This is a genomic window from Haloarcula sp. HT12 (genome assembly GCF_055271655.1).
Genome location: NZ_JBUXKW010000001.1, coordinates 117682 through 142572, shown reverse-complemented (window position 1 = coordinate 142572; position 24891 = coordinate 117682). Strand labels below are relative to the sequence as shown.

24 protein-coding genes are annotated in these 24891 nt (G+C 61.3%); 5 read left to right on the top strand and 19 right to left on the bottom strand.

Annotated elements, in window-relative coordinates; translation table 11 throughout:
• Positions 1-13: 13 nt before the first annotated feature.
• Both ACY9XZ_RS00755 and ACY9XZ_RS00750 read right to left on the bottom strand, forming a co-directional pair.
• Positions 14-1120, bottom strand: a complete 1107-nt coding sequence (locus tag ACY9XZ_RS00755) for an oxidoreductase (RefSeq protein ID WP_463455190.1) — start codon at positions 1118-1120, stop codon at positions 14-16.
• Positions 1121-1484: 364 nt separating this feature from the next.
• A complete protein-coding gene (locus ACY9XZ_RS00750) occupies positions 1485-2459 on the bottom strand; it encodes an ABC transporter substrate-binding protein (RefSeq protein WP_463455189.1) in 975 nt (324 codons plus the stop codon).
• Between the two features lie 486 nt (positions 2460-2945).
• Here ACY9XZ_RS00750 and ACY9XZ_RS00745 point away from each other — a divergent pair, with 486 nt between their 5' ends.
• Positions 2946-3404, top strand: a complete 459-nt coding sequence (locus ACY9XZ_RS00745; protein WP_463455188.1) for a class I SAM-dependent methyltransferase — start codon at positions 2946-2948, stop codon at positions 3402-3404.
• A gap of 438 nt (positions 3405-3842) precedes the next feature.
• Here the strand turns inward: ACY9XZ_RS00745 and ACY9XZ_RS00740 are convergent, their stop codons facing one another.
• Together ACY9XZ_RS00740 and ACY9XZ_RS00735 are read right to left on the bottom strand one after the other, a co-directional pair.
• Positions 3843-5060 carry a Tm-1-like ATP-binding domain-containing protein gene (locus tag ACY9XZ_RS00740; RefSeq protein WP_463455187.1) on the bottom strand — a complete coding sequence of 406 codons (1218 nt, stop codon included), beginning with the start codon at positions 5058-5060 and terminating at the stop codon, positions 3843-3845.
• Positions 5061-5088: 28 nt separating this feature from the next.
• Entirely contained in the window at positions 5089-5925 is an 837-nt protein-coding gene (locus ACY9XZ_RS00735; RefSeq protein WP_463455186.1) for a phosphoenolpyruvate hydrolase family protein, read from the bottom strand.
• Between the two features lie 164 nt (positions 5926-6089).
• On the opposite strand from ACY9XZ_RS00735, the gene ACY9XZ_RS00730 reads away from it, so the two are divergent.
• On the top strand, positions 6090-6500 hold the full coding sequence (locus ACY9XZ_RS00730) for a cupin domain-containing protein (RefSeq protein ID WP_463455185.1): 411 nt from the start codon (positions 6090-6092) through the stop codon (positions 6498-6500).
• Between the two features lie 96 nt (positions 6501-6596).
• On the opposite strand, the gene ACY9XZ_RS00725 is transcribed toward ACY9XZ_RS00730, so the two are convergent.
• From ACY9XZ_RS00725 to ACY9XZ_RS00695, 7 genes are all read right to left on the bottom strand, one after another.
• Positions 6597-7853, bottom strand: a complete 1257-nt coding sequence (locus ACY9XZ_RS00725; protein ID WP_463455184.1) for an outer membrane protein assembly factor BamB family protein — start codon at positions 7851-7853, stop codon at positions 6597-6599.
• Positions 7854-7936: 83 nt separating this feature from the next.
• Entirely contained in the window at positions 7937-8680 is a 744-nt protein-coding gene (locus ACY9XZ_RS00720; protein ID WP_463455183.1) for an ABC transporter ATP-binding protein, read from the bottom strand.
• Positions 8677-9438, bottom strand: coding sequence for an ABC transporter ATP-binding protein (locus tag ACY9XZ_RS00715; protein ID WP_463455182.1), 762 nt, complete (start codon positions 9436-9438; stop codon positions 8677-8679). The genes ACY9XZ_RS00720 and ACY9XZ_RS00715 overlap by 4 nt, the downstream gene beginning before the upstream one ends.
• Complete coding sequence (locus ACY9XZ_RS00710; protein WP_463455181.1) at positions 9438-10580, bottom strand: branched-chain amino acid ABC transporter permease; 1143 nt, start codon at positions 10578-10580, stop codon at positions 9438-9440. The genes ACY9XZ_RS00715 and ACY9XZ_RS00710 overlap by 1 nt, the downstream gene beginning before the upstream one ends.
• Positions 10577-11518 carry a branched-chain amino acid ABC transporter permease gene (locus tag ACY9XZ_RS00705; RefSeq protein ID WP_463455180.1) on the bottom strand — a complete coding sequence of 314 codons (942 nt, stop codon included), beginning with the start codon at positions 11516-11518 and terminating at the stop codon, positions 10577-10579. The genes ACY9XZ_RS00710 and ACY9XZ_RS00705 overlap by 4 nt, the downstream gene beginning before the upstream one ends.
• A gap of 228 nt (positions 11519-11746) precedes the next feature.
• Positions 11747-13165: a substrate-binding protein gene (locus tag ACY9XZ_RS00700; protein WP_463455179.1), complete on the bottom strand. Its 1419-nt coding sequence runs from the start codon at positions 13163-13165 to the stop codon at positions 11747-11749.
• Between the two features lie 410 nt (positions 13166-13575).
• The gene (locus tag ACY9XZ_RS00695) at positions 13576-14343 is read right to left on the bottom strand and encodes an IclR family transcriptional regulator (protein ID WP_463455178.1); all 768 of its coding nucleotides are present in this window, start codon (positions 14341-14343) and stop codon (positions 13576-13578) included.
• Positions 14344-14653: 310 nt separating this feature from the next.
• Here ACY9XZ_RS00695 and ACY9XZ_RS00690 point away from each other — a divergent pair, with 310 nt between their 5' ends.
• Complete coding sequence (locus ACY9XZ_RS00690) at positions 14654-15550, top strand: GAF domain-containing protein (RefSeq protein WP_463455177.1); 897 nt, start codon at positions 14654-14656, stop codon at positions 15548-15550.
• A 508-nt stretch (positions 15551-16058) separates the two neighbouring features.
• On the opposite strand, the gene ACY9XZ_RS00685 is transcribed toward ACY9XZ_RS00690, so the two are convergent.
• On the bottom strand, positions 16059-17426 hold the full coding sequence (locus ACY9XZ_RS00685; RefSeq protein ID WP_463455176.1) for a phosphoribosylamine--glycine ligase: 1368 nt from the start codon (positions 17424-17426) through the stop codon (positions 16059-16061).
• Between the two features lie 173 nt (positions 17427-17599).
• Here ACY9XZ_RS00685 and ACY9XZ_RS00680 point away from each other — a divergent pair, with 173 nt between their 5' ends.
• Positions 17600-17872, top strand: coding sequence for a DUF7553 family protein (locus ACY9XZ_RS00680; RefSeq protein ID WP_463455175.1), 273 nt, complete (start codon positions 17600-17602; stop codon positions 17870-17872).
• 9 nt (positions 17873-17881) lie between these two features.
• Here the strand turns inward: ACY9XZ_RS00680 and ACY9XZ_RS00675 are convergent, their stop codons facing one another.
• Positions 17882-18709, bottom strand: coding sequence for a hypothetical protein (locus ACY9XZ_RS00675; RefSeq protein ID WP_463455174.1), 828 nt, complete (start codon positions 18707-18709; stop codon positions 17882-17884).
• Between the two features lie 297 nt (positions 18710-19006).
• On the opposite strand from ACY9XZ_RS00675, the gene ACY9XZ_RS00670 reads away from it, so the two are divergent.
• Positions 19007-19810, top strand: coding sequence for a MarR family transcriptional regulator (locus tag ACY9XZ_RS00670; protein ID WP_463455971.1), 804 nt, complete (start codon positions 19007-19009; stop codon positions 19808-19810).
• Here the strand turns inward: ACY9XZ_RS00670 and ACY9XZ_RS00665 are convergent.
• The 6 genes from ACY9XZ_RS00665 to ACY9XZ_RS00640 all read right to left on the bottom strand — a co-directional run bounded on the left by ACY9XZ_RS00665 (position 19807) and on the right by ACY9XZ_RS00640 (position 24889).
• Positions 19807-20130: a transcription factor S gene (locus tag ACY9XZ_RS00665; RefSeq protein ID WP_463455173.1), complete on the bottom strand. Its 324-nt coding sequence runs from the start codon at positions 20128-20130 to the stop codon at positions 19807-19809. The genes ACY9XZ_RS00670 and ACY9XZ_RS00665 overlap by 4 nt on opposite strands.
• Before the next feature lie 32 nt (positions 20131-20162).
• The gene (locus ACY9XZ_RS00660; protein WP_463455172.1) at positions 20163-20852 is read right to left on the bottom strand and encodes a hypothetical protein; all 690 of its coding nucleotides are present in this window, start codon (positions 20850-20852) and stop codon (positions 20163-20165) included.
• Positions 20845-21738: a hypothetical protein gene (locus tag ACY9XZ_RS00655; protein WP_463455171.1), complete on the bottom strand. Its 894-nt coding sequence runs from the start codon at positions 21736-21738 to the stop codon at positions 20845-20847. Before ACY9XZ_RS00655 ends, ACY9XZ_RS00660 begins: the two co-directional genes overlap by 8 nt.
• Positions 21739-21871: 133 nt before the next feature.
• A complete protein-coding gene (locus ACY9XZ_RS00650; protein WP_463455170.1) occupies positions 21872-22708 on the bottom strand; it encodes an RAD55 family ATPase in 837 nt (278 codons plus the stop codon).
• Positions 22709-23130: 422 nt separating this feature from the next.
• A complete protein-coding gene (cruF, locus tag ACY9XZ_RS00645) occupies positions 23131-24012 on the bottom strand; it encodes a bisanhydrobacterioruberin hydratase (protein WP_463455169.1) in 882 nt (293 codons plus the stop codon).
• A complete protein-coding gene (locus tag ACY9XZ_RS00640; RefSeq protein ID WP_463455168.1) occupies positions 24005-24889 on the bottom strand; it encodes a prenyltransferase in 885 nt (294 codons plus the stop codon). Before ACY9XZ_RS00640 ends, cruF begins: the two co-directional genes overlap by 8 nt.
• Positions 24890-24891: the final 2 nt, after the last annotated feature.

Here is a 24891-nt window from a genome sequence, read left to right as displayed (position 1 = left end):
CGATCCGTCGCCGTCAATCGTCGCCGGGGACCTCGCCGTCGCTAAGCGAGGCGTCTGGCTCGAAGACGAGACTCGGGTCCAGATCGTTGAGCGGTTCGCCCGCCCGGACCCGGTCGGGCCAGTCGTGGTTGGCAAGCGCACCGGTCCCGAGAGTGATCAGGTCGGCACCATCTGCCACCGCTGCTCGCGCGTTCTCCGGGTCCCCGAGGCTCCCGTTAGCGATCACAGCCACATCGTCGTCGACATGCTCGACCGCTAGTTCTGCGAGCGTGTGGTCTGTGTCTGGCACTTCCGCGACAGTCGCGTCGCCGCCGGTGACGTGAACGTAATCGGCACCGGCATCCGAGAGCGCGTCGAACAGCGCGGCGGCGGTCGCCTCGCCGTCGGGCCAGACCCGCTCCTCGTCGGTGACGGCCGCCTGCGAGGCGCGGACACCGACGACGAAGCCATCGGGCGTGGCGTCGTCGATGGCGGCGGTTACCTCGGCGGGGAAGCGAGCGCGGGCAGCCGGCGACCCGCCGTACTCGTCGTCGCGGTCGTTGACCAGCGGATCGACGAACTCGTGGAGGAGGTAGCCGTTGGCCGCATGGAGCTCGATACCGTCGAAACCGGCCTCAACCGCGCGCTCTGCCGCAGCGACGAACCCCTCCTTCACTTCGGCGAGCCCTGCATCGTCGAGTGGTTCGGCTTCGGGGAACTCCCCGGACCCGCCGTATAGCTCCGCCATCTCACCCGGCGGGCGGTACGGCGAGGGCGCGACGGGGTCGTACCCGTAGCGGTTGCCCTGTGCCTGCGCCCCAGCGTGCATCAACTGTGCGAAGATCGGGCTGCCTTCCGCGTGGACGGCGTCGACGACCTGCTCCCAGGCCGCTGCCTGCTCATCGGTCGCCAGGCCGGGTTGGTTGCGGTAGCCCTGGCTGTGGGTCGTATCCGGGTGGACGCCCTCGGTGACGAGAAACGAGAAGCCCCCGCGAGCGAAGGAGGCGTAGTAGCGGGCCATCCGGTCGGTTGCGTGGCCTTCGTCGGTCGCGCTCGTGCGCGTCATCGGCGCGAGACCGACGCGGTTGTCGAGGCTGTGTCCGTTCAGTTCGAACTCATCGAACAGTGGGTCCTCAGTCATCGGGTTCCCATACCGCGGTCGGAAATATAACCGGACGGCGGATGTGCACGCTCCACCGCACAGTGTATGCGGTATCACACCCTATACTCCGCTCCGTCACCGTACTCCTGGGTCTGATCTGTACAGGTAGCACGCGCTGCGCTCGTCGACAGACACCGCTTGGCTCTCTCCAGCCTCTGGTGACTTCTCTCGGCGTAGCTCTCGACATGTCTTTCGAGAGCGGAGGGTGCCTTCATCCCTGGCATCGAGATGCATCGATAAGGATCTGAACGGCTATGAGCAGTGGAAAACCCTCGAAAAACAGGCCTGATTTCCCGAGTCGAACTGAACGGAGCCGGTCGACGGATTCAAGCTTCGAGCTGCCTCAAACGTTTCCAGAAACGATCTGAGCGACGCGCTCTCGGTCGAAGAGCGTTGCGTCTTCGAATGCGTCGGGATAGATCGCTTTCGCCGCCAGTTCGGTGTGATAAAAGTTGATTATCGGTCCTTGATCGAGGTAGCCAGCGCTGTAGACGGCGTCGTTTTGCACTGCCTGTATATTGCTGGTGACCGAATGATCCTGCAGGGGGGCAACGACCTCGTTCCTGAATTTGGATTCGGATACCCCTCCGTAGTTGCGTACCAGTATCGCTTCGGGATCGATTTCGAGCAGCGCTTCCGGACCGAGTGTGCCATCGTCGGAGTAGCTGTAGTGGCCCACGTCTGTCTCGGCAAGTGCGCCGCTTAGACCGAGATCACGCCACTGTTTGGTGCTGACCCCACCATCGTCAATTCGGAAGGGGTAGAACGAGGTCCCGGACTTGCCGGCTGGGTAGACGAGCAGGGCAGTTGGTCGCTGGTCGGCTGGTGGCAGTCGCTCTTCGATTGTTCCGAGCATCTGCTCGTGGAGTTCGACGAACGCCTGGTATCGGTCCTTAGCCTGGAAAACCTCGGCCATCAACTCGAACGCCTCATAGAGACTGTAGTAGCGATAGTCGTGCCAGTCGTCGCTGTGACGACGGATGAAGCTCCCGAAAAAGGGACCGAGGTTGGTCGCGACTTCATCGATATCGGCCTGGTCCCAGCCATACCAGAGTTTCAGTATGTGCGGATCGATGAAGTGGGCGTCGGCGTCCATGTCATAGAACAGCTCTTTATCGACATCACCACTGACGAGATCGACGATTTCGTCCTGGTCATGCGCCACTCCAGGCAGCGCGTCGAAGGCTTCGTTCGCGTAGCGGTCGTGGTTCTGGATTCCAAGCGTCTGTCCGCCGCCGAGCGCAAACGCCATGTCCGCGAAGGTCGGCAGGAGGGCGGTCCATTGCTCAGGAGGGTCCGCGAACCCGACATTCCCCATCGGCTCCATACCAACAGTATAGCTGTTTTTATCGCCGCTTTCTCCATCGGACGTTGCGGTGTGAGTACCATCGCTCCCCTGTTTCGGGGTCGAGGTGGTGTTACTACTGCCATCTTGCCCAGAATCCGAAGAAGCACCACCCAGACATCCCGCAACGAAGGTACCGCCAATCACACCACTCACTCCCAAGAACTCTCGTCGTGTTGGTTCGACACGTCGCATAGCTCTAGATTTTAGGTAGGCCTAAAATAGTTTTTGAAAGTCGACAGCAAGTGGAGCGTTCACCCGGGTGGGTCCAGACCCTGCCCGGAGACAATCCGGAAACGGCGTGCCGACTCTTTCGACGAGGATAGTCAACACGGCATCCACAGTGACGACCGGCGTGACGCGTGGTTAGGGGTCCTCGAAACGTGGGTCGGGGCGGAGTCACGAGAGATACTAGACGCTGGCTGTGGAACTGGCGTTATCTCGCTTCTGCTCGCGTAATTGGGCCACAACGTAACGGACACCGATCTTTCAACAGAGATGCTCGACCGTGCGCGAGAGCAGGCACACCGACACGGTGTATCAATTGATTTCCACGAGGGAAACGTCGAGAACCATTCGTTCGAAGACAACGCGTCCGATGCAGTGACAGCCCGATACCTCATCTGGACTCTGCCGAAGCCCTCGAAAGCCCTCCGAGAGTGGTCCAGAATCGTCCGACTGGACGGACATATCGTCCTCTTGGAAGGGCATTGGGACTTCGACGAACTGTGGGACGAGTACGAAGAGTTCCACGAGGAACTCCCGCTGTATCAAGAGCCAACACCGGCTGAACTGACTGACTTCCTCTCAGAACAGGGACTTGCGCAGGTACGGTGTGACCCCTTGTCTGACCCGGTTTTGTGGGGCGAAGCGATTGACTACGAAACGTATGTCCTTCGAGGAGTTGTTTCCACGTAACACCATATAGGGACGATTCGAAACTGGAATCGAGTTATCGTTTGGATGAGCGTCATTCTCCCGTCGAATAGCCACTCTCAGCTGTAGGACTACCGAGCCTGACACGCTGCTTGATAACAATTAGAATCTCCCTCCACAACTTAGCGCGTATATGCCGGTATATTTGCTAGTATAAATATAAAAACTCCGAAAGTATTTATAGGATCCCCATATATGGTCCCATCTCTACACACTTATATCTGTACTGCGGATATACCTTCGTTTATTATGGTCAGGTCAGTATAAACCCGGATGGGAAAATGGATGCATACTATATTCGAAAGTACTGAGCAGGAGCGACCGACAGCAGGCTGGGCTCCCCCTCTTTTCAGCAGACTACCGGGTTTGCCCACAGTGACGGACAACGAGCTACGGGCACAGTTCGTTCATCCTCGGGCGTCAGTCGGCTCGATGGTCCTGCATGTACGCATCGAGCTTGTCCGCGATTATGTGGGCGAACGCGTCGTCGTTGATCGCGGCCTCGGACTCGATACGTTCGACCGTCTCATCGAGATGTGAACGGAACGCATCAAACAGTGCCGCGTCGGCTTCGGGGTCGTCGAAAGCCGCTCCGTCTTCATCGAGCATCGAAACACCACCGAGCGGTAGTGCGAGTGCCGCCGGCCCAGTCGCGGCGTTCAGTTTCTCCGCGATGATCCGGCCGAGTTCGGCGTTCTCGTCCGGCGTCGTTCGCATCAGCGTCACCTGTGGGTTGTGGACGTGGAAGGTGCGCCCGTCGAACTCGTCCGGAACGGAGTCACGCGGCCCGAAGTTGACCATATCGAGTGCGCCGGGGGCGACGACCTGCGGGATTCCTTGCTCGGCCGCAGCATCGAGTCGGTCGGGGCCGGCGGACAGCACACCGCCGACGAGTTCGTCGGCCCACTCCGTCGTCGTCACGTCGAGGACCCCGTCGATGACACCCTCCCGGATGAGGTTCTCCATCGCCCGACCGCCAGTCCCGGTCGCGTGAAAGACGATGGTCTCGTATCCTCTGTCTTCCAGCACCTCGCGCGCCGCTTGCACGCACGGTGTGGTGACGCCGAACATCGTTATTCCGATGGTCGACTTATCGGACAGTTCCACGCCGGGGTCGTTGGTGACCATGCCGACCATCGCGAGCGCGGCGTTGGCGATGACCGTTCGAGAGAGCTGATTCAGCCCCTCGATGTCGGCGACAGAGTACAGCATCGCGATGTCGGTGGCGCCGACGTACGGTTCGGTGTCGCCAGAGGCCATCGTCGAAACCATGAGTTTCGGGACGCCCACGGGGAGCGCACGCATCGCACTCGTCGAAATAGACGTGTTTCCCGATCCGCCGAGTCCGAGGATTCCATCAAGCGTCCCCGCGTCGTGGAACTTGGTCGCGATGGCCGCTGCGCCATCGCCCATGACTTCCATCGCCGCACCGCGGTCCCCGTCTTCCCGGAGCGTAGCGAGGGACGATCCACCGGCCTCTGCCACCTCGGCGGCGGTGGTGTCCGGTTCGATTTCCGGGTCACCCATCACGCCGACGTCCATCAGGTGGACATCGACGCCCTGGGCCTGGATGATGTCGCGTGCGAAGCCGATTTCTTCGCCTTTCGTGTCGAGTGTGCCGACGATGACGACGCTCATTGCGGCCACCCCGTTCGTGTCGATCGAATCATGAGATAGTCATGTCCTTGAACTCGCGTGCCTGCTTTTCGATAGCGTCCTCGGTGGCCAGGCGCTCGATGCTGGAAGCGCCGAAGAAGCCGACGACCCCATCGGTGTTGTCCAGCACGTACTGGGCGTCATCGGGCCAGGCGATGGGACCGCCATGACAGATGACCATTACGTCGTCGTTGACGCTCTTGGCGGCATCGTGATGCGCTTGTACGCGCTCGGCTGCTTCATCGAGAGTTAGGGCGGTCTCAGCACCGATATCGCCCGATGTGGTCAGCCCCATGTGCGAAACGATGACGTCAGCACCGGCCTCGGTCATTTCGCGAGCCTGTGATTCGTTGAACACGTAGGGACAGGTAAGCATGCCCTGCTCGCTAGCTTCCCGGATCATCTCGACCTCCTTGTCGTAGCCCATTCCCGTCTCTTCGAGATTTTTCCGGAAGGAGCTGTCTTCGTCGATCAGGCCGACGGTGGGGAAGTTCTGGACGCCCGAGAACCCGCGGCGGCGGAGGTCTTCGATGAACACGTCCATCTCGCGGAACGGGTCTGTCCCGTTGACGCCTGCCAGTACCGGCGTATCCTCGACAACCGGCAAGACCTCTTGGCCCATCTCAAGGACGATTTCGTTGGCGTCGCCGTAGGAAAGCAGGCCCGCCAGTGAGCCGCGCCCGTTCATCCGATACCGGCCCGAATTGTAGATGATGAGGAGGTCGACCCCACCACGTTCGGCGAATTTCGCCGAGATCCCCGTCCCCGCCCCCGCACCGATAACTGGTTGGTCGTCCTGTACAGTTGATTCTAACCGCTCTAGGGACTCTGTTCGTGCGAACTCCATGATACACTGTGTAAATCAATTGAATCCCTAATCAAGATTGGGGTTCAGAACGGATAACTCACTGGCTCTGTTCGCTCCCTCAACCCAGTCAGTCGTCTGGAACCACCACCGTTCCCGACCCAATCACAATATTTAATATATCTTGCTGTACGATACCATACGTTATGGCAGCAGACCAGCGGTTCGTCCAGCCAGACGACGTCGAGACGATCCAGCTAGACTGGGGAACTCTGAAGTGGATGAACACCCCCGATGTCACCGGTTCCGAGGGATTCAGTGCCGGTGTCGTGATCCTCGAACCAGGAAAGGGCCACGAGCGACACACCCACCCTGAGAGCGAAGAGATACTCTACTTCCTCAGCGGAGAGGGCGAACAGACCGTTGCAGACGAGGAGCGGTCCGTTAGCGCGGGCGAGATGGTGTACATTCCTAGCGGCGTCGAACATAGCACGATCAACACATCCTGGGAACCGCTTCGGTTCATCGCCGCCTACTGCCCGCCCGGACCGGAAGCCGAGATACGCGATCTCGACGAGGCGACGGTTTTCCCGCCGGGTGAGATCCCGGACACGTAGCCAGACACGAGCCACAGGTAGTCGGAACCGAGAAACAGACAGCGCCGTAGCGTGTCCCGCTCGCCGTTCGTGATTGTCGAAGCCACATACTGGTCGCTACTCGACGGCGTACACCGTCGCGTCGGTTCCCCCGAAGTAGAGAACGCCGTCGACGAGCGCCGGACTGGAGCCGACGCCGCGACTCCCGACCTCGAAGAACCACTCCTCGTCACCGCCGGTCGTGAGCGCGTGTATCCCGACGTTCTCGCCCTCTGTCTGTCGATGACTCCCGACGTAGAGGTGGTCGTCAGTCACGACTGGACTGCTGCCGACCTCCAGGGCTGGTGTTTCGAAGGCCCATTCCTCCGTGCCGTCCGTTCGGTCGAAACGGAAGACTTTGGCGTGGTTCGTCGTTGGGTCGTCGAGCGTGTTGTACGGTGTATGGCCGACGTACACGCCCGCTTCGTCGACGGCCACGGACCCCGAGATGTACTTGCCGGCCGTGTCTGTGAGCCACTCCTGGTCCCCGGTTTCCGCATCGACGGCGTGGACGTTCCCGTTCCAATCGGTGATGTACACTGTTCCGTACGCGAAGGCCGGACTCGACCAGATCATATCTCGGGTGTCGTAGGTCCACTCGACGACCCCTGACGCGGGAGTCAGTGCGTACAGGGTCCCGTCCGACGCACCGATATACACGAGTTCGTCGGTGACTGCCGGGCTACTCACCACTTCGTTGCCGACCTCGTACCGCCAGTTCGTCTCCCCTGACGCGGCGTCGAGCGAGTAGATCCAGCCGTTCTCCGGAACGTCGGTCTCGTCGGCGTACCACGCACAGGCGAGGTTGTGACAGCCGACCCCGATGAAGACCGACCCGTCCCAGACCGTCGGACTGCCACGGATCAGCCCGTCGAACGCCCGGGACCACTTTTCCGTTCCGTCCGCGGCATCGACAGCGTACAGGCGCTTGTCGTAGGACCCGACGTAGACCGTCCCATCGTCATAGGCCGGCGTCGCTTCGATCCGGTGTTGTGTCGGGAACGTCCACGCTTCGGTCCCCGTCTCGGCATCGAGCGCGTACACCGAATTGTCCGTACTGCCGATGTAGACGGTTCCGTCGGCGACGATTGGGCTCCCCCAGAACGGGCCGTCGGCGTCGTAGGTCCACTTGACTGACGGACTCGACCCGGGAGATGCGGTTCCACCAGTGTAGCCGGTGTTGAATCGACCCCCCCGAAACGACGGCCACGACGTGACCGGCTCTGAGACCGGGTGGTCTGTACGCACGGTTCCCGGACGCTGACAGCCTGTGGCGACGGTGACCGCGGCTGTCGAGATCGAAGCGAGAAACCGCCGACGGGTTCTGTCCACCATCTCTCCTGTCTTTTTGCGCCAAGAAAATAATGCTGTCGGGTGGCTCCCTGATGGCGGGTCCAAGCCCACAGCGACCACCGCCGTCAAACGACGAGGTACTCGTCGAGGTCCTTGTTTTCGAGTTGTTCGACCGACCCTCGATAAACGATGTCGCCCTGGTCGAGAACGTATCCACGGTCCGCGATTCGGAGCGCCTCGCGGACGTTCTGCTCGATGAGCAGCACTGTCAGCCCCTGGTTGGCGATCTCGTCGATGGAGTCACCGACCGTCTTGACGAGCTGTGGAGCCAGTCCCTCTGTCGGCTCGTCCAGCAACAACAGCTTCAGATCCGGTAAGCGGAGCGTCCGCGCGATCGAGAGCATCTGCTGTTCGCCGCCCGAAAGGGTTCCGGCCGCCTGTCCTCGCCGTTCCTCTAGCCGGGGAAACAGGTCGTAGAGCTCCGCGAGCGTCATCGTACTGTCGTCGCCACCGAGTCCGCCGCGGCGAATCGTATTCCACCAGCCCCGCGTGATCTTGGACATTTCGAGGTTCTCCTCGACGGTCAACCCGGTGAACAGGCGACGTCCTTCGGGAACGACGCCGATGCCACCCATCGCGATGTCGTCGGCCGGCCATTCCGTGATGTCCGTCCCGTCGAACCGGATCGTTCCGGACCGGACTTCAGGCGGTTCTGTGCCGGCGATACTCCGGACAGTGGTGGTCTTTCCGGCGCCGTTCCGTCCGAGGAGCGTGACGACCTCGCCCCCTTCGATAGTGAGCGAGACGCCACGGAGGATGTGACTCGGCCCGTAGTAGGCGTGGACGCCGTCCAGCTGCAGCAGGCTCACTCCGCTTCACCTCCGCCGAGGTAGGCTTCCCGAACGGCCGGATGCTCGCTAATCTCTTCCGGCGTTCCTTGCGCGATCAGTTTCCCCTGATGGAGTGTGAAGATGCGGTCAGAGACGTCGAAGACGATGTCCATGTCGTGCTCGACGAGGAATATCGTCATGCCCCAGTCAGTCAGGAGATCGCCGATGAGGCTCACCGTCATTTCGGTCTCCGTGGGCGACATCCCGGCCGTCGGCTCGTCCATGAACAGCAGGTCCGGGTCGGTCGCGAGCCCGATGGCGACTTCCAGTCTACGCTTGTCCCCGTAGGGAAGCGACTTGGCGTCCATCTCGGCCTTCGAGTCCAGGTCAATCGTCTGTAAGATTTCGTCCGTCTGCTCTTGCACCGCCTCGAAGGAGTCCCGGCGACGGAGGAAGTTGATCTTGAATGACCCGTGTTCGGCCGCGAATGACGCGACCTGGATGTTCTCACGGACCGTGAGGTCGGGCAGGATCGACGCGGTCTGGAACGACCGGCCGACGCCGAGTTGGGCGATTTCGAACGGCTTCATCCCGACGAGGTCGGTCCCCGCGTAGTAAACATCGCCCCGTGTCGGCGACAGTTGCCCCGTTATCGTGTTGATCAGCGTCGACTTGCCGGCACCGTTCGGTCCGATGAGCGACACCAACTCTCCCTCCTCCACGGCGAGGTCGACGTCATCGAGTGCCGTGAGCCCGCCGAACTCCTTGGTCAGCCCGCGCGTTTCGAGCAGCGCCATCACCGCTCACCCCCGGTCGACACCAGGTTCGTGATCCGCCGTTTCGTTTTCGCCAACAGCGCCTTCGGATCGCGGAGTGCCCCGGTGAAGTCCGTGAGCATTCCCCAGATTCCGTCGGGATAAGCCCACACGACGGCCGTAAAGGAGAGTGCCAGCAGGAGCAGCCAGTAGTCCCCGAGCATCGGAAACCCGTTGACGATGCCCTTGAAGTAGAAGAAGACGAACGTTCCGATAACCGGGCCGGCGAGCGTTCCCAGCCCGCCCAGAACGGTCATCACGACGATGTCGCCGCTGACAGACCAGTAGAGCCGTTCGACGCCGGCGAACTGCGTGTTGACGGCCATCAGGCCGCCGGCGAGTCCTACGATTGCCGCCGAAAGGAGGAACGCCGCGAATTTGTAGCGCCAGACATCGAGTCCCACGACCGCCGTGCGCGTCTCGTTTTCGCGGATCGCTCTGAAGATCAGCCCGTACGGCGACTTTCGGATCCGTGTGATGAGCGCAACGACGGCGACAAAAAAGATCCCAATGAAAATGTAGAGATTGTTCACCAGGAACATACCGATGAGGCCGCCGTATTCGTGCTCCAGATCGACGAGCCCCAGGAGCGGCACACGCGGGACGTCGAGCCCGTTTATCCCCTTCGTTATCTCGACCAGTGGTTCCCGAGCGAGGAAGTAGAGGAACTGAGCGATGGCCAGCGCGACGATGGAGAAGTACACGGTATGCAGACGCAGCAGTATCAGCGCCGAGACCACACCGAGGGCAACCGCAGCCAGTGTGCCGGCCAGCACCACGACGAGTGGGTCGTTGTAGACGTGAATCGCGAACAGCGCTGCGGCGTAGCTCGACGTGCCGAAGAACATGGCGTGTCCGAACGAGAGGAGCCCCGTCTGACCCAACAGGAGGTTGAAACCGAGGGCGAAGATCGACCAGATGAGTATCGTCACGGCGAGTCCGTGATACCCCCTGAGAACGTCCGAAACGACTGGTGCACGGCCGAACGTGTACGAGAACAGGAGCACGAACAGTACCGACGACAGGAAGACGAACCGTTCGGTGTGTTTGATCTGGTTCCACGTCTCCCAGCTGACAACTGTCGAGTCACCGGTCACGCTGTTGCGGATCGTGTCGATGCTCATTGTCCGATCTCCGTCGATGGGTAGATCCCGTTCGGTCGGAGCGTCAGAACCACGATAGCCAGCAGATAAATACTGGCCCGAGTCATACTCGGGACGAGTTCAGTGGCCGTCGCGAAAAAGAGGCCGGCGAGGAGCGCGCCGACTACCGTCCCCCTGAGACTGCCGACGCCGCCCATTATCACGATAACCAGCGACGGGATGATGATCTCCATCCCGATACCGGAGGTAACGTTAAACAGCGACCCCCCGAGGACGCCTGCGAGACCCGCATACGCGGACCCGACTGCGAATATCAGCAGAAACGGGCGGCCGACGCGGATCCCGAGCATCTGGGTCATCTCCGAGTCCTCGGTCCCGGCACGCACTGCAAGCCCGTAGTCGGTGTATCTGAAGAACGCGAAGATGGCGACGATGAGACAGAGCGTCAGCACAACGACCAGTACACGGATCGTCGATGCCGCGCTCATCCCGGGCGGTGTGCCGATAGCGGGGAGCGATATCGCGCCCGTGAGCCATTCGGGACGGGGATAGATCGTCCCCGTCCGACCGAAGATGATAGCGACGAACTCCTGGGCGGCGATCAGGATTCCGAACGTCACCAACAACTGGTCGAGCAAGTCGCGTTCGTAGAACGGCTTCGCGATGAACCGCTCCATGACGATCCCGAGGACGAAGACAATGACCGGGGTCAGTATCAGGGCCGGGATGAACCCCCAGCCCAGCCCGACTTGGCCCGCATCGCCCAGGAGCCCGCCGTACTGTTTGCTCGACGCGATGAGGAGTCCGATGTACGCACCCGCGAGGTACAGCACGCCATGGGCCATGTTCACGTACTTGAGCGAGCCGAACACGATAGACAATCCGACCGCAACGAGCAAGTACAGGGACGCGACGCTCAGCGCGATGAACAGGAATCCGACGATACCGTCGATACTCATCTCTGCCACCTCTGTACAGGTGTGGTTATCCGTCTCATACTGTGTGGGATTGGTACTGATTTCATCGAGTCTGTTGATGTTCTGTTTCGGTGGGTTCTGATGGGAAACTCTCGCGTTACTGTGGGAGACACCGTTCGTCGACGAGCACCGCAGTCGGGGCACGACGGGGCTCGATGTCCAGTGATGGCTCTCCGTCCACGGACCGCGTTCGTTCCAGCGCGTCTGTCGCTATTCGTCTCCGTATGGGTTCTCATCCATCGCGCAGTTAGACGCCGGGAAGGCGCTGCACTCGTAGACGAGTGGGTCGGTCGTTTCGACGATCTCCGTCCGGATACCGAGTTCCTCGGCGCGGTCGTCACCGACGCCCCGCACGAGATACCACGGTCGCTCGACCTGGTGGTCACAGGTCCGATACGCCGCATCGCCCCACGCGAGGCTCCATTCGAATTCTTCGAGCGTTCTGACCACTGTCGGTGGATGGAACGTGCCGGCCTCCTCGACAGCGGCCGCGTAGACCAGCATCGATTCGTAGGTATGCAGCGAACTCTGGTTGGGTGTCTCACTGTACTCCTGTCGATACGATTCGACGAACGCCTGGCTGGGCTCGTTGTCGGCGTTGGGGTTCCACGGTTCCATCCCGAGAACACCCTCTGCGTCCGCACCGAGTGGATCGAGAGTGAACGCGCTGACGTGTGGGATGATGACGTCGATGTCGTCGGTGAGGCCGGCGTCGCGCAACTGTGCGAGACCGCTGGCAGCAAAGTTCCCGAAGCTGGAGAAGTACAGCGTGTCAGCCCCGGAGTCTTCGAGTGCCTGTATCTGGGAACTGTGGTCGGTCTCCCCCTCCGCGATAGCGGCCCCGCCGGCGTCCTCCCATGGACCTTCTTCTGTGAGGTACTTGCGAGCGGCGTCGCGGTTGGACTGCCCGTAGGAGTAATCTATATAGATGTGGAACAGGGAACGGTCCTCCCCGAGCACTGACGGCGCAGCCTCACCCATCGCCATCCCGATAATCTCCGCGTGGAACGTCGGATGGAAGTAGTAGCGTGAACAGTTCTCACCGGATATCCCCGCAGAGGTGGAGTTCCCGCCCATGAACGGCACTTTCTCACGCTGGGCGACGTTCTGCATCGCCATCGTGACTGTACTGGACATGCCTCCGGTCCAGAACTGGATGTTGTCCCGCTGGATCATCCGTTCGATGTTGTCCTGGGCGGTGTCAGCGCTCCCGGCGGTGTCGGCTTTCGTCGGCTCGATTTCGGACCCCAGGATACCGCCGCCGTCCAGACGGTCCCAGTAATCGACGAGGCCACCCCCATCGTTGAGATGCTTGACCGCCAGGTCGAACCCTTTCTCCTGGTCCTGACCGTCGGGACCCAACGCACCCGATGTCGGGCCGTTGAACCCGATAGCGACCGTGTCCCCCTCGGGTGGGAAGTTCCCGATGGCCTCGTACTCGCTCCCTCCATCGCCACCACCGCTGCTGTCTCCGTTACCACTGCTGTCTCCGTTACCGGTGCTGCCTCCGTCCCCACCGGAACAGCCGGCGAGACCGGCGGCGATACCAGCGGTCCCGATCGCTTTCAGATAGCTTCGCCTGGACCCGTCCATCGATTGTGCATCTCTAGTCATGTTTGGAACGTCCATGAAGGGATCGTATAACCAAATATTTAAAACTTTTGCTATATTAATGATGTTGAATACGTTGTGCCCCTGATCTGGCCCGCTGCCGAGCCGTTGCTGTGCGAGTTATCCACAATCAATCATTTTATTTCCGCGTTCATTTCCCGGCCACTTCCGGCTGGCAGCAAACCGGCCATGGAACGTTCGATCCACTCAAATATTCACATAATGTGAATACGCCTGTTCAGCATCGGTCTCAAATAACCGGTTCTGGAGCGACAGCGGTCCGAGGCGTAGCTATGCGGGCAACTGTTCGCATAATACGATGAAAGATTGTGGAAATTCGGTTACTATTCCTGATCTACCCCCATCTAACAGACGTACATACGTTATTCCAGTCAACGGCCGCGTGGGTCACAGCAAAGAGTGACCGGCTACGCTGAGAGTGTGGATTCCAGTGATGTTACGGCATCGAGCAGTTGTTCACCCAATTCGTGGTTGATGCGAGTTCTATCGACTCGATACTTCGGGCCGCCCACGCTCAATCCTCCGAGAACAGTCCCGTCGTCGCGATGGATGGGTGCTCCGACGGCGACCAGACCGGGGGCGAACTCCTCGTCGACGATGCCATAGCCGCGATCAGCGGTCTCCTCCAGTTCGTCAAATAGCCGCTCTCGGTCCGTGATCGTGGCTTCGGACTCCCGTGGCAGCCCCCACTTGTCGAGTATACGTTCGACTCGGTTCGAGTCGAGTTCCGATAAGATGGCCTTTCCAGCGGCCGTATTGTGGAGGTAGTACTCCGAACGGTAGTCGGCTTCCCCGTCCGCAGTCGCCGTGTTACCTGAGGTCCCGTGGAACAGCAGCAGCCGACCGTGTTCAAAGATGGTGAAGTTCGCTTCCTCCCCTGTGGTCTCAGCTAACTCCTCCAGGACAGAACTGACGCGTTCGCGGTTGGGATACCGGGATTTGACCTTCTCACCCAGTAGTGCCACCCTGAAGCTCACGGTATACGTTCCATCCGTTTTTACCAGATACCGACTGTCACGAAGCGTGTCGAGATGGCTGAGAATCGAACTCTTCGGACTGTCGACCATCCCATCGAGTTGGGCAAGCGTGAGTCCGTCGTGCTCTAAAATCAGCGTGAGAACCTTCAGAGACGTCCGGGTCGTCTTGAGAGTCCGTCGTTCGGTGTTCTCTATCATACACTGTCAATACTGCGCCGCTTTGTTAACTATTTCCATAATGTGAACCGCACGATTTGCTCCTTTTCTTCACATTATGTGAATACAGATCGTAAGAACTGCCGCCAATCAGTCGTCGGTCGCAGGTGAATCAGCGCTCCGGAGTGCCGAAATGGTATCTTCCTTGATCATTATCTCCCGAGTGGATGGGTCGTGTGCACTGCCCGAATCGAACTGCAGGAATGATGGACCACTGCGCCGTTCTGAACGCCCCACAGGCACGCCACACGAAAGTTTTTATCCGACAACTGTGTGAGTTGTGTACAGAAACATGGGCGATCCACGAGAGCGACAGTCGGTGGAGTCGCTGAACAGAGAGCGGTGTCTGGAACTACTGTCGAGCTTTCAGCGGCTCACTGGCGTTGGCGTGTGGTCGCATAATGTGGTGACAGAGGAGACGTGGTGGAGCCGGCAAGCCAAGGAAGTCCACGGGATAGATCCGACCCAGCGACTCTCTTTCGCCGACCTCGTCGCCCGATACACCGATACCGACGAAGCGGAAGTGTTGCGGTTATTTACCGAGGCGATTTCGGATGGTGAACCGTTCACCGTCGACGTAGCCCTGACCGGAGCGGGAACGACCGAGCGGTCGATCAGGATACGTTCCGAGCCGCGTCGATCAGCGGACGGGAAGCTGTGGTTGTATGGAACCGTCCAAGACATTACTGACGTGAAGCGGCGCGAACAACGAATCGAGGTGCTCCGGAAGACGAGCCAAGAGCTCCGGTCCGCGAGTTCACGTCAGGACGTGGCGGAGATCATCGCCGACGCCGCGAAGAACATTCTCGGGCTAGTCAACACGACGGTTCGCCTGGTCGATACGTCCAATGAACTGCTGCGGACGGTCGTCGCTACCGAGGAGTGCGTAGAGCGCGCCGGAGATCGGCCGGACTATTCCGTGGACGAGGAGACTCCCGCCGCACGAACGTTCCGAACGGGTGAGCCCGAACTTCACGCTGACCACGAACTGACCAACGACGACCACAACCGCGGCGACCTCCAGTCGGGACTGTACGTTCCAATCGGTGAACACGGCGTCCTCAGTGCCGGCGATGTCGTTGTCGACGCCTTCGCGGAGCACGACCTCGAAGCCGCCGGCCTCTTGGGCCAACTCGGTGCGGAGGCCATCACGCGTATCGGCTGGGTCAAGCGGTCGAGAGCAGTTTGAAATGCCCACCAAGTCGAAATGCGTACCGATTGAAACCGAATCCGCCCCAGAGAACGACCCGATATTACCTCAACACTGCAGTGAAAAACAGCGGTGTACCGAACCAACAGCGACAACAGGGTTCGGGATATCTCCCCGTGATAGATTTAGCCTTATAACTGGGACAGATGCGCTTAAATTATCTGAATCTGGATACTTATATCACACATCTACTAATATTTGTTGAATATTGTGTCCTTTTTGGAATATAAATATTTATTTGATACCGGACCGATCAAGAAATATTTAGGATAGAACTGAACACTCCTAAATAGACGTACATCTGTTATAACACACCCCATCAAAGCAAGGTTCGTAGATATCTGGCATGTTAGACGACCCTCTGGACGGAAAAGTGTCCAGAATCGGTCGAGGACGTCGCTATCACTGGCTATTGCCAGCTATTATTGATGGGCACCTGAGTGATTTGCGTGTGCCAGTCCGATACAAGAGGGTCTTGCTCTCGTACCTATGATTGTGGTCCGAGATACCCCCAGGCTTGCAGCCGGTCGCCGTCGCCGTCGATCCAGCGCTCCCCGATGTCGTCCCGGTAGTACAGGTTCGGGATGACGATGTCGTCGATGCGGCCGTACGCCTGCCGTCGGGCGGCCTGCATCGTTTCGCCCTTGCCCGTGGCGACGAGGGGCATCCCGCTCTCGCCAGCCACCCGCCACTGCCCGTCGGCTGCCGCTCCCGGTTCGCTGCTCTCGCCGGTCGCGCGTTCCGCGTCCGTAACGGGCACGCGCTTCGCGTCCTCGATGTGGATCCCCTCGCGGCTGTCGGACTCGAAGACGACCGCGGCGTTACGGGAGTTCTCGTCGTAGGTCTTCTCGTCGTTGAACGGGAACGGCGGGAGGACGACCCGAACCGCGATCTGGTAGCCGCGATGGACCTCCAGGCCGGGGTCGCGCCCGTTCGCCAGATCGAGGAAGAACTGGCCCGTCTCTGACTCGAAGGACTCCTCTTGCAGTGTGATCGTCGGATACCCGAACCGGGGCGTGAACTCCAGCGGGTAGATACCGGTGTCGTTGACGATACAGTTGAGATCGATACTGCCGATATAGCCCTCGTCGGCCAGCCACGCCTCTAGTTTGCCGAGCGTCTCCGTGAACAGTTCGTTCCGGCCCGCCCAGAACATCGAGGTCCCCATCTCGCCGGTCGAGGGGCCGATGTTGCCCGGGAACAGCTTCTTGTGCTCGAAGTTGAAGTTGACCGGCTCGATGAACGACTCACCGTTGAAGAAGCCACAGACGGCGACCTCGACGCCTTCGACTTTCCGCTGGAGTTGGAAGCCCTTCATCCGGTGACCCCAGGCCTTCTTGTAGGCCCTGAGCACGTCGACGATGTCGCTGCCGTCGTCCTCGTTGCCGACGTAGAGCAGCCGCTTGACGTTCTGGACTTCCCCGAGCGGTTTGATGACGTACGGTGCGGGGTTGTTCTGGACGAACTCGATTCCCTCGTCGAAGTCGTGGAAGATGTGGTGCTCGATGGTATTGACACCACAGTCGTCGAGTATCTCCATCGCGTAGCCGCGGTCTTCTTCGAGCGTATCCGTGTTCGGCGTCCCGCCAACGACAGCGTGGCCCTCTGTCCGGAGTTCCTGTGCAATCTCGCCGGTACCGATGTCGCTGCCGACCCAGATGTCGTCGAAGATGACGACATCGGCCCAGTCGAGGTCGCCCCGCCAATCGTCGGTTTTCGGCACGAACCCGTCGGCGATTTCCTGATCGCTGTCGGCCTCGATGTAGTACCGAACGTCGTGGCCTTCCTTCGAGACCTGCCAGGCGATGTCTCCGATGAGGGCCGCGTCCAGCGAACAGAAGAGGAAGTTTGCCATGGCACCGCTGGGAGCGGGCACGGGTAAACGTTGGCGGTCCTGTCGGCTGTAAGATGGTTTATCCACGTGACACCGCACCGTCCGGCTGACCGCGCGATAGCCACTGGCGCAGTTCCAATAATCCCGCTGCCGTGAGCCGAATCGTTTTAGTCCCCATCTGTAAACTTCTACGTATGACACGCGACGAACTCGCGTCCGCGAGTGAACTGCTCGAATCGGCGGCCGAAGACACTGCCAGCGACGAGGCGAGCGAACGCCTCGCCGAACTCGCCGATCAGCTCGACACCCTCGCGACTGACGACCATGGCCCGGACCACGGTCGACTCGCCCGCATCCAGTCGGCGCTCAACGATCTCAGTAGCGGCGACGCCGAAGACGCGGCGGACGCTATCGAGGACGCCGACGACGAGATCAACGAGTACCGGTCCGACCTCGAAGGCGTCTGAGGCGGGTCGCTACGACTCGGTTGCAGTCGCTCCGTCAATCGGCTTTATCCGGTGTTCCGCGTCGTTTTTTTCGTCCGAAGCCCGTAGTCGATAAATGACTTCGCGAGGCTCCGTGCCGCCGATGTAGGGACTCTTGGCCCCGTGAGAGATGCTATCGGTCGCTCCCGGCTCAAGGACTCCGTCGAACCGGTCGACGGGTGTGTAGGCGACGCGCGGACCGGTTCGGTTCAGCGCGATGACGTAGCGACCAGACACGTCGCCCGTGTTCGTGACTGTGATTTCAAGCGTCGGGTGGTCGCTTCCGTCGACGCGCTCCGGGCCGTCGAGCGCGATATCGAACGACGGCAGCGGGGCTTCGAGTCCCGCCTGAACCGCTTCCGGGGGCGTCCACTCGCCATCGGGCCAGGACAGTCGGGCGTCGCTGGCGGTCCCGGTTTCGGGGAGGGCAAAGACCAGCGGTCCACCGGACTCGGTGAATTGCCGGCCCCATTCGCCGTCGCGGTACAGCCCGTTTCTGAACTCTTCGGGGCTGTACGTCGAGCCGTCGAACCGGAACGAGAACGCGGTCCGGTCGACGGCCGGCCCCTCGACAACCGTTGTGAGCACGAGATACTGTCCGTCGGTCGACCCGACGCTGATGGAATCAGTGCCGGGGATCACAACTCCGGGCGTCACCACGGCGTCGGTAATCCTCACCGTTGTCGGCGGTCCGGTGGCCGTTTCGCTGACGGCCGGCGACGGGACCGGCGTCACCGTCTCGGCGTCGCCTGTATCGCTCTGACACCCAGCGCCAGCGAAAGCCAATCCACAGAGCGCCAGCACTCGGCGGCGGTACATAGCGTCGCGTTTCGTTGCTCGGGATAAATGCTTTCAGATGGGTCGGATTCCGTTTTGACCGACCGAACTCCGTATACCACTCCCCCCGCGCTCTGGGCCAGTATGCGCTGGTGCACTGTCAGCCAGTATCCGATTAAATGACATCTTAATTAATGTTTGTGGGTAACCAAAAGCTTTTGACATTTCCGGCACTTTCAGTCAGACGTATATCAGGTTAGGGAGATCGGGTGGCGGAACCGTCCCTACGTGGTGATATCAATGAGCAAATCAACGACGGGCCGAACGGCCCCTAAATCGATGCGTCACAAACAAATACTCGATGTAGCGGCTGAGAACCCTGAGGCTTCCATCGCTGAGCTCGCAGCCGAAGTGCCGAGTGCGACGGCGGAACTCGTCGAACGGGTACTCGAAGAACACGGCGATCCGGCCGAAGCGGGCGAGGAGGGCGAGAAGACCGAGACGAACGTATCCGACCAGTCACCGAGCGACCCACCGACGAATGCACAGTCGTATCCGGCCCCTGAAGACCTCTCGTCGGCCGAGCACGAGACGATCCGAGCGATTCAGAATCACCCTACCGCGTCCCAGCGGGATCTCGCGGAGAAACTCGGCGTGACTGCCTCGACGGTGAGCAACCGCGTCAACGGGATCGACGGGTTCGACTGGGCGAACCGCGAAGCGTTCGCAAACGCCGTGTTCAGCGATGAAGCGTCCGAGTCGGCGAACGTCTCGGGCGAGACTGAAAGCCAGGCATCCGACGGCGAACCACCGGCGTCAACGGGGACCGCCGCCGAGGCCGACGGTCGAGCATCCGGCCCCGACACCCCGTCCGACGACGGCGACCGCTCGCCACCGGAGCCCGCGACAGCGGCCGGCGAGGTGAACACGACCATTACCCAGTTCCAGTCGACCGTCGAGGAACTCTCCGCGCAACTGGCCGACCTCGAAGGGCAGGTCGAAACTATCGCCGACGGTGGCGGCTCGCCGGAGCCGTCACCGTTTCAGGACCCCGAACTCGTCCACAAAGTCGTCCACGCGTGTATGGACTCAGACAAGATATCCGAGGAAGAAGAGCTCCGGATACTGGATTCGTTGCTCTAGTTGTACTCACGCCACCGGTGGCCACAGTCCTGGCACTTGAAAAACCGCGTCGGCGGTTCGTCGGCTGATCCCGTCTGTTTGATCGTGTACCACGCTTTCCCGTGGCCGCATTCCTCACAGGTCACGTCGTCAGCCGTCGGCTTCCCCTCGAAGTTCGACCCTTCTTCGGTCTCTATCAGTTCGTCCCCGCTCTGTTCGGCCGTGCTGACGAACTCGGCCGCGCGGTCCTCGTCTTTCGTGACCCGCGCGCCACAGGACTGGCAAACCATCTCGTCACCATCCGCGTGCATCATCGAGCCACAGTCGTCGCAGAACTGCATACACACCCGTCGGACACCGAGGCAAAAAGCCGTTACTGCTCGTCCTCGATCTCGTGTTGCTCGGCGACGACCGGACAATCCAGGAGTCGGACTGTCTCCATGTCCAGAAACTCCATGATCTCGGTCCCCTCGTTCGTGCAGTGTGCGTTCGGCGGTGCGGAGAAGTGTTCACACTGCTCGCAGTAGCGGTGTTTCGACACCTCCGCATAGCGGCTCTCCGGCGTGGTCTCGCTATCCTCGTCCTCGGCGATTTCCGCCCACACTTTGTCGGCGTCGATGTGGTCGACATCGACCCGCTCGAACGCGCTCTCGCCGCTTCCGAAGGGGTCCTCACCGCGGTCGTCAATCCCGCTGAAAGGGTCATCAGGATCCGGTGACGACCCGGTGGGGGAACCGTCCGACTCGGCCGACGAGTCCGACCGGAACTCCGCCGTATCGATAGCCGAGAGCAGGTCGTCACCACCGGATCCCGTCTCGGACACACTGTCGACCGGTTCGTCGTTCGATCCGCCGCCCGACTGGCCGTCGCCGGGTGCCCGGTGGGCGTCCGCCGGACTGCCTGTGTCGCCATCGAACGGCGGCTCGTCCGGCGGTTGTGGATCATCGGCCTCCGTCTCGGTCGCTGTGTCGTCGGCCCCCGCGCCGAGGCGCTCGAAGGGGTCCCCCTCGCGGTCGTCGCCGGGGTCGAGCTCCTCGAAGGGGTCTCGCTCGTCGTCACTCATTGGTCTCGCCCGGTTCAAGCTGTGCTGCGGCCACCAGCCGCGCCTTCGAGCGGATGATGCCGCCCTCGGGCCGCACGTCCGACACCGTCGTGTTGCAGTGTGGACACTGGGGTTCGGTTAGCAGCCCGATCTCGACCTGCTCGTCACAGTTCGAACACCGCGCCGTCGAGATGTTCTCCTGTGCCGCAGCGCGTTTCAGCCGGTCGACTGCCTTCTGGTTCTGGTCCCGGCCGCCCTGGTCGTCGCGGAGGTCGCTGACGACCCAGGCGACGCGGGTGAGTTTGTCTTCGACGTCGTCGAGCCGGTTGTCGATGTCGTCGATCCGGCCGACAGTGTCGTCGACGCGCTCGTCCTGTGCTTCGAGCGACTCGGTCACGTCGTCCCGAAGCGCGGCGAGTTCCGCCTCCATCTCCTCGATCTCCCGTGTGAGTCCATTGATACGGTCGAACTCCTCGTGGCTGTGGTTGGCTGGCGCTTTCGCGTCGGTTTCCCGTTTGATCTGCACGACGCGCTCGCGGACATCTTCTATTTTCGTCTGAAAGTCCGCTTCGAGCGCGTCGAACCGCTCGGCGAGCTGGCGCTCCACCGTATCGACGATATCAGGGATGTGGGCTTTCACAGCGCTTTCCGTCGCCGCTTCGACCGAGCCGTTCAGCTTCTCGTCCACCGTTGCGGCGACGACGGCGTCCAGTTCGTCCGCCGACGGCTGGAGGAGAGCGTCCGTCTCGTCGTCCGAATCGGCCGCTGTCATGTATGCGGCCAGCAGTTGCTCCATGACGGCTTCGCGAGGAACGCCGAGTGTCTCGGCCTGCTCGGTCAGCCACTCGTCTAGATCCGCAGATAGCTCGACGTGCACCCCCCCGTCATCGGTCGACTCGGAGGACATTACGACACCCTTGACGAACAAGACTGATAAGGGTTTGTCGCCGATTTCAGATACCGAGAGCGAGGGGGAACTGTCCGTCCGCCGCTCGTTGTCTTTCCCCGACAGTTACGGGTGTCCGTACTGTCCGCTATCGCTATCGAATCTTGCGCACGTCGCTGATGTCGAACCCGGCCTCGCCCAGTTCCGTCTCGAACTGGACGATGTCCTCGTCCTCTATCTGCGAGAGGACACCGCGGAACTGCTGGACGACGAGCGTCCGAGCCCGGGTGGAGCCGCCGGACTCCCACGCGAACTCCATCGTCCCGTGAGAAGCGTCGACGAGCTGGCCGTGCTGTATCGACGACAGGGTCTCGGGGTTGACATGTAACAGGAGGAGGCCACCCCAGTGATGGGCTGCCTTCTGGAGTCCCTGAACGAGCGAACTGATGTCCGACCAGCCGACTTCCTCGTCCGTCGCGCTGACGAGGTCCGACACCGAGTCGATGACGACGAGGTTGTTCGTCGCCACCTCGTTCAGGACCATCCCGAGCGTGCCGAGCAGGTCCTCACGCTCATGGCGCGCGCGAAGGTCGGTGATCGACGCGGTTTCGTCGGCGTACCAGTCGCGCGGCACAGGGCTGATATGGAAGTACCGCTCCGAGAGGTCGTGGAACTCGACCGCCTGGCTCCCCTTCTCGACCACGTCGTCGTCCATCGCCAACCGCATCTCGCTGACCAGTTGTGTCTCGCTTGCGGTAAAAGAGATGTAATGCACTTCTTCCGGGGCGACGGCGTCGGCCGAGAGGTCGCCGTAGTAGAGGTCGTGGAGTTCCCCGTCGGACTGCTTGAGCCCGTTGATGAGTGCGCTCGTGTGCATGAACTCCCGGGAGCCAGCGCCGGCCTCGCCGGAGAGCAGGACGACGCTCCCGGCGGGCGCTCCACCGTTGATGATGGAGTCGAGCTGGCGGATCCCGAACGGGATTCGCTTCATACCTCCACCTACCTACGCGGTCGCTTAAACGCTTGGCCTGTCTCGTTGGCGGTGTTTAGTTTAGCAATGACGGCCGCAGAGAGCCAGAAAGCCCCCGCGTTCTCAGCTCCCGCGGCTCGCTGCGCTCCAGCAGGTGCTTGCTTCGCCGGGAGAGCAAAGCTCTCCCGAGCCCGCGGCAAAGCCGCGGACGCCGGGGTTCGCTGAGAACGCGGCCCCTTTCAATCCCACCCAGCATAGCTTTCTCAACCGTCTATAAGTGGGATTGAAAGGAGCGGTCGGCTGAACGATGGCGGACGACACAAGGACCGCAGCGAGTCCTCCGAGTTCAGCCAGCTAGGGCTATCTGGCTGTTCTTGACTCCTATCCAGTAACCAAACACTGCCTCTCAGTCGTGGTCGGCGGAGCGACAGCGAGTCCGGAGGTCACCGCCAGACAGCCCGACCGAGCCGCGTTTCCGAGAGGTCGAAGTCGAAGCGATCCGTCCACAGCAGGCCGGCCCCAAGCAGCGCGGCCAGGCCGACCGGCACCCAGTTCGCGTAAAAGAGGTTGATGCCGCCCCACAGCAGGACGAAGCTCACGAGGTCATCGAGCATAAACGGGCAGCTCCGGAGTCGCCGTCGGAGCCCCGCACGGTCGAACCCGAGGTCGAACAGCAGGACGGCGACCGACCCCGAGAGGAGCCAGCCGGCGTAGTTCTGCCAGGGGACGCCGTAGAACTGGGGCATCTCGTAGGTCCAAAAGCCGATAGCCACGGCACCGGGGTCGAGCACGAGGTCGACGAGCATGACCATCGAAAGCGTCGCCAGCAGCCGAACCGCGGTCGATTCCGCGCGGTTGCCGAGCAACAGCAGGACGAGTAGATAGGCGTTCAGCACCAACGGGAAGAAAAACACCGGGAGGCCGAAGGGCACCTCACCAAGCAGCATCGGGCCGAGGTCGACGCCGTAGGTGAACTCCCCGTAGGGCCACCCGGTCCTGACGCCGACGAGTTCGACGCCGTAGGAATAGATTGTCAGCGCGACCAGCGCCAGCCCGGCTCGACGATCCACGAGCGGAAAGATGCCAGCCACGAGCGGTAGTCGCATCACGAACGTGCCAAAGAGGACGAAGTAGGGATTGAACGCGAGAGGATCCGGGAGCAGGCCCTCGGCGCTGGCAAGCAACGTGAGAGCGCCGACGATTGGGAACACGACGGCGATGGTAAAGCGATTCTCGGTGACGAACCGGTCGAACCGCGCGGTCGCGTCATCTCTCGTCTCCGGCAGCGTCCACCCCGCCAGGTTCCAGTCTTCGCCGTTAGCCATACAGCATCACCCACAGGGCGATGAGCGTGAAACCCATGCCGACGACGGTGTTGATAGCGGGGTACCACCAGTAGGCCTCGTCGATGTCGACGCCGACCCCGAGAATCCCGAAGACGATGCCGGGGTAGACGAGCAGTAGCAGGCCGAACACCCAGTGGGTGTACGTGAACACGAACGCGGCTGTGAGCCAGCACATCACGCAGTAGTAGTAGGTGTTCGACTCGCCCAGGAACGTGGCTGTCGTCCGGATCCCGGCCTCGCGGTCGGGTTCGATGTCGGGAATCGCCGAGAAGGTGTGCATCCCCATCGCCCAGAGCCACGCGCCGGCGACCGCCGTCGCTGGCGGGGCCGCCCCCTCGATAGCGGCGTAGCCGATGACGCCGGGCAGGATGTACAGCCCGTTCGAGATGGAGTCCAGGAACGGCGTCGTCTTGAACCGTAGCGGCGGGGCCGAGTACTCGACAGAGAGGCCCAGCCACGCTAGCAGGGCCACGACCCCGAGCGTCGGAAGCCCGAGGACGAACAGCAACGCGAGCGCGCCGCTGGCGACGACGATGGCAGTGACGACGCTGTCGCCGCGGTAGCTCACCTCCCGGCCCTCGTCTTTCTTCGGGTTGTGCTCGTCCACGTCGGCGTCGAAGATGTCGTTGACGCCGTAGAGGAACACGTTCCCGGGGATGGTGAAATACAGGAACAGGGCGATAGCCAGCGGCGCGAACAGCTCTCCCGGGCCGTCGGCCGCGTAGCTGACGCCGACGATGACCGGGCCGCCGAGGTAGAGCCAGAAGCGCGGCCGGGAGAGGCGCAACAGATACCCTACCAGCGTCTCCTCCGGCGGAATGACGGCGGTGATTCGGTCGGTCGGGAGTTCTGGCATTA

What these genes read in the sequence shown, in the direction of transcription:
- ACY9XZ_RS00690 (WP_463455177.1), top strand. Translation starts at nt 14,654, where the DNA reads ATGGGCGATCCACGAGAGCGACAGTCGGTGGAGTCGCTGAACAGAGAG.
- ACY9XZ_RS00750 (WP_463455189.1), bottom strand. Translation starts at nt 2,459, where the DNA reads ATGGGGAATGTCGGGTTCGCGGACCCTCCTGAGCAATGGACCGCCCTC.
- ACY9XZ_RS00740 (WP_463455187.1), bottom strand. Translation starts at nt 5,060, where the DNA reads ATGAGCGTCGTCATCGTCGGCACACTCGACACGAAAGGCGAAGAAATC.
- ACY9XZ_RS00695 (WP_463455178.1), bottom strand. Translation starts at nt 14,343, where the DNA reads ATGATAGAGAACACCGAACGACGGACTCTCAAGACGACCCGGACGTCT.
- ACY9XZ_RS00700 (WP_463455179.1), bottom strand. Translation starts at nt 13,165, where the DNA reads ATGGACGTTCCAAACATGACTAGAGATGCACAATCGATGGACGGGTCC.
- cruF (WP_463455169.1), bottom strand. Translation starts at nt 24,012, where the DNA reads ATGGCTAACGGCGAAGACTGGAACCTGGCGGGGTGGACGCTGCCGGAG.
- ACY9XZ_RS00710 (WP_463455181.1), bottom strand. Translation starts at nt 10,580, where the DNA reads ATGAGCATCGACACGATCCGCAACAGCGTGACCGGTGACTCGACAGTT.
- ACY9XZ_RS00705 (WP_463455180.1), bottom strand. Translation starts at nt 11,518, where the DNA reads ATGAGTATCGACGGTATCGTCGGATTCCTGTTCATCGCGCTGAGCGTC.
- ACY9XZ_RS00725 (WP_463455184.1), bottom strand. Translation starts at nt 7,853, where the DNA reads ATGGTGGACAGAACCCGTCGGCGGTTTCTCGCTTCGATCTCGACAGCC.
- ACY9XZ_RS00670 (WP_463455971.1), top strand. Translation starts at nt 19,007, where the DNA reads ATGCGTCACAAACAAATACTCGATGTAGCGGCTGAGAACCCTGAGGCT.
- ACY9XZ_RS00755 (WP_463455190.1), bottom strand. Translation starts at nt 1,120, where the DNA reads ATGACTGAGGACCCACTGTTCGATGAGTTCGAACTGAACGGACACAGC.
- ACY9XZ_RS00715 (WP_463455182.1), bottom strand. Translation starts at nt 9,438, where the DNA reads ATGGCGCTGCTCGAAACGCGCGGGCTGACCAAGGAGTTCGGCGGGCTC.
- ACY9XZ_RS00675 (WP_463455174.1), bottom strand. Translation starts at nt 18,709, where the DNA reads ATGTACCGCCGCCGAGTGCTGGCGCTCTGTGGATTGGCTTTCGCTGGC.
- ACY9XZ_RS00650 (WP_463455170.1), bottom strand. Translation starts at nt 22,708, where the DNA reads ATGAAGCGAATCCCGTTCGGGATCCGCCAGCTCGACTCCATCATCAAC.
- ACY9XZ_RS00730 (WP_463455185.1), top strand. Translation starts at nt 6,090, where the DNA reads ATGGCAGCAGACCAGCGGTTCGTCCAGCCAGACGACGTCGAGACGATC.
- ACY9XZ_RS00665 (WP_463455173.1), bottom strand. Translation starts at nt 20,130, where the DNA reads ATGCAGTTCTGCGACGACTGTGGCTCGATGATGCACGCGGATGGTGAC.
- ACY9XZ_RS00735 (WP_463455186.1), bottom strand. Translation starts at nt 5,925, where the DNA reads ATGGAGTTCGCACGAACAGAGTCCCTAGAGCGGTTAGAATCAACTGTA.
- ACY9XZ_RS00685 (WP_463455176.1), bottom strand. Translation starts at nt 17,426, where the DNA reads ATGGCAAACTTCCTCTTCTGTTCGCTGGACGCGGCCCTCATCGGAGAC.
- ACY9XZ_RS00660 (WP_463455172.1), bottom strand. Translation starts at nt 20,852, where the DNA reads ATGAGTGACGACGAGCGAGACCCCTTCGAGGAGCTCGACCCCGGCGAC.
- ACY9XZ_RS00655 (WP_463455171.1), bottom strand. Translation starts at nt 21,738, where the DNA reads ATGTCCTCCGAGTCGACCGATGACGGGGGGGTGCACGTCGAGCTATCT.
- ACY9XZ_RS00640 (WP_463455168.1), bottom strand. Translation starts at nt 24,889, where the DNA reads ATGCCAGAACTCCCGACCGACCGAATCACCGCCGTCATTCCGCCGGAG.
- ACY9XZ_RS00680 (WP_463455175.1), top strand. Translation starts at nt 17,600, where the DNA reads ATGACACGCGACGAACTCGCGTCCGCGAGTGAACTGCTCGAATCGGCG.